4 protein-coding genes and 1 pseudogene are annotated in these 2710 nt (G+C 51.7%); 3 read left to right on the top strand and 2 right to left on the bottom strand.

Annotated features, from left to right (window positions below):
* Positions 1–1112, bottom strand: a 1112-nt coding sequence (gdhA, locus tag OH663_RS25860; RefSeq protein ID WP_263525941.1) for an NADP-specific glutamate dehydrogenase, incomplete at its 3' end; no start/stop codon positions are given.
* A gap of 237 nt (positions 1113–1349) precedes the next feature.
* On the opposite strand from gdhA, the gene OH663_RS25865 reads away from it, so the two are divergent.
* Positions 1350–1625: a YnjH family protein gene (locus tag OH663_RS25865; protein ID WP_045442011.1), complete on the top strand. Its 276-nt coding sequence runs from the start codon at positions 1350–1352 to the stop codon at positions 1623–1625.
* On the opposite strand, the gene OH663_RS25870 is transcribed toward OH663_RS25865, so the two are convergent.
* Positions 1585–2001: a pyrimidine (deoxy)nucleoside triphosphate diphosphatase gene (locus OH663_RS25870; protein WP_200011791.1), complete on the bottom strand. Its 417-nt coding sequence runs from the start codon at positions 1999–2001 to the stop codon at positions 1585–1587. The two genes, OH663_RS25865 and OH663_RS25870, sit on opposite strands and share 41 nt — an antisense overlap.
* A 76-nt stretch (positions 2002–2077) precedes the next feature.
* On the opposite strand from OH663_RS25870, the gene OH663_RS25875 reads away from it, so the two are divergent.
* Together OH663_RS25875 and OH663_RS25880 are read left to right on the top strand one after the other, a co-directional pair.
* Complete coding sequence (locus tag OH663_RS25875) at positions 2078–2647, top strand: carboxymuconolactone decarboxylase family protein (protein ID WP_045442014.1); 570 nt, start codon at positions 2078–2080, stop codon at positions 2645–2647.
* Positions 2640–2710: pseudogene (locus tag OH663_RS25880) on the top strand (CDP-alcohol phosphatidyltransferase family protein); the annotation flags it as partial. The gene OH663_RS25875 and the pseudogene OH663_RS25880, both read left to right, overlap by 8 nt.

Genomic DNA, 2710 nt, shown 5'->3' on the forward strand with positions numbered 1-2710 from the left:
GCTTTACCCGGTGCAAATAATACGCCCGATTCGAGGAACAGATCGGTTGCTTCGATGGTGGTCGGCATATTTGCGCCCTCAGCGACGGCTTTCACACCGTTAGCGATCAGCACGCGAGCGGCGTCGACATCAAGTTCGTTCTGTGTGGCGCACGGCAGAGCGATATCTACCTGCACAGACCACGGCTGCTTGCCTTCCAGATAAGTCAGACCAAATTCACGGGCGTAATCCGCCACGCGTCCGTCACGACTGTCTTTGATCGCGCACAGACGTGCCAGTTTTTCTTTGGTGAAGCCGCTTTCGTCTACCACGGTTCCGCTGGAGTCAGAGGCTGTAACCACTCGAGCCCCGAACTCCATCGCTTTTTCAATGGCGAATTGCGCCACGTTACCGGAACCCGAGACGGCGACACGCATGCCTTCAAAACCCAGGCCATGACGTTTAAGCATGGCTTCGGTAAAGTACACCAGACCGTAACCGGTCGCTTCCGGGCGGATCAGGCTGCCGCCAAAGGAGAGACCTTTACCGGTAAAGACGCAGGCGCTGTTGTTGGACAGTTTTTTCATCATCCCGGCCATAAAGCCAACTTCACGACCGCCTACGCCTATATCGCCCGCAGGCACGTCGGTATCTGGCCCTAAGTGGCGGAACAGCTCGGTCATCAGTGCCTGGCAAAAACGCATCACTTCGCCTTCACTTTTGCCTTTTGGATCGAAATCGCTCCCGCCTTTACCACCGCCCATCGGCAGCGTGGTGAGGGCGTTTTTAAAGGTCTGCTCGAAGCCGAGGAATTTCAGGATCGACAGGTTTACCGACGGATGGAAACGCATGCCGCCTTTGTAAGGACCAATTGCAGAACTAAACTGCACGCGCCACGCACGGTTTACCTGTACCTGATTCCGATCGTCCAGCCAGACTACGCGGAACTGAATCACGCGCTCAGGCTCAACCAGACGTTCCAGCAATGACATTTGACGATAGCGCGGGTTTTGTTCAAGAAATGGCCACAGCGTGGTCATTACTTCACGAACGGCTTGCGCGAACTCCGTTTGATTCGGGTCGCGCTTTTGTACATGGTTGAGAAATGACTCCAGAGAACGTGTCTGATCCATAGATATAAAAACCTCTTATGTATTGATATGGTTATATTTTTGATATTTGTGTTAAGTGTTTTGCAGTTTTTGACTATACCATCAGCCATGTGACGAAACGCAAGAAAAAATTAACCCCGCTAAGGAAATTAATATTGCGACGTGGGTCATAACCAAAAACGATGATGGAAGGGACTAAAGTTTCTGCCGGTATCTACCGTTATACTGAGCATTGATGTCAGTTTAAAAGGAAAGAGTATGCGCCGTCTTATTATGGCTGGAGTGCTGGTGATGTTATCCAGCGCGACACTGGCAAATCAGTTATATCGTCCGGATGTGCAAGTGAATGTTCCGCCAGAGGTGTTTAGCTCCAGCGGACAACGTGCACAACCCTGTAATCAGTGCTGTATTTATCAGGATCAGAATTACTCAGAAGGGGCGGTGATAAAAGCCGATGGTGTACTGTTACAGTGTCAGCGCGACGAGAAAACCATCAGCACGAATCCGCTTGTCTGGCGTCGCGTAAAAGGATAAACGCCTCCAACAACGGAATGTCAGCAGGCGCCAGCGGATAACGCAGCACGTCCTCTGGCGTACACCAGACCAAATCCTGATGCTCATGAGCCTTCAGTTCGCCCTGATAAGCGGGAACATGCCAGGCATGCAGATGTATCAACCGGCCTGATACTTGGCGCTGATGGCTGGCAACGTATTGCCCAATGACTGCCTCGATACCCAGCTCCTCCCGCAGTTCACGAATCAGCGCCTGCGGTTGGCTTTCTCCTGGCTCAACCTTACCGCCGGCAAACTCCCACATTCCTGATTGGTCGGCATGCTCCGGGCGTTGAGCGAGTAAAATATTGCCATCATGTTCAATAATAGCGGCGACAACGTCGAGGGTTTTCATCATATTCATCAAGATTCAACATCAGAAGATGACATACTATCGCTATCTTTGTTTTATCTGAAGTATTCAGGAGTCACCGTTGAACGATCCTCAGTCGTGGGTAAAGCCGTTAACGCGTATCCCTTCCAGTTTAAAACCGCTTGTGGCCACACAGAAAAAACACTATGGCGATGTATTACATCCCACGCGATGGTGGGGGCGGGTGCCGTTTCTGTTCTGGTTGGTAGCGTTGTTTGTCGGATTTCTGGAGCGAAAACGCTCGCGATTAACGCCGGTGATGCGGGCGCTATTGATGACACGGGTTTCTCAGGCGTGCCACTGCGCTTTTTGCATTGATGCCAACAGTTTACGTCTCGCCGAACGTTGTGGCGCCCTGGATAAAGTGTTGCAGGTCGCAGACTGGCAAGCGTCAACGCTGTTCAGCGAAGAAGAGCGTGTGGCACTGGCCTATGCGGATGCGGTTACCGCCACGCCGCCACAGATTGATGATGGACTGAAGGCGCAAATGAAGCAGTATTTTACCGACGACACGATTACCGAAATGACTGCGCTAATTGCCTTTCAAAATCTCTCGGCGCGCTTCAATGCCGCGCTGGATATACCCTCACAAGGATTATGCGACAATTTGAAAGGACACCCGCATGCTTGACCGTCATCTTCACCCGCGATTAAAACCACTTCTGCACCAGTGCGTACGGGTTATTGATACACC

The organism is Citrobacter sp. Marseille-Q5395 (assembly GCF_947057495.1).
Classification (GTDB): domain Bacteria; phylum Pseudomonadota; class Gammaproteobacteria; order Enterobacterales; family Enterobacteriaceae; genus Citrobacter; species Citrobacter murliniae.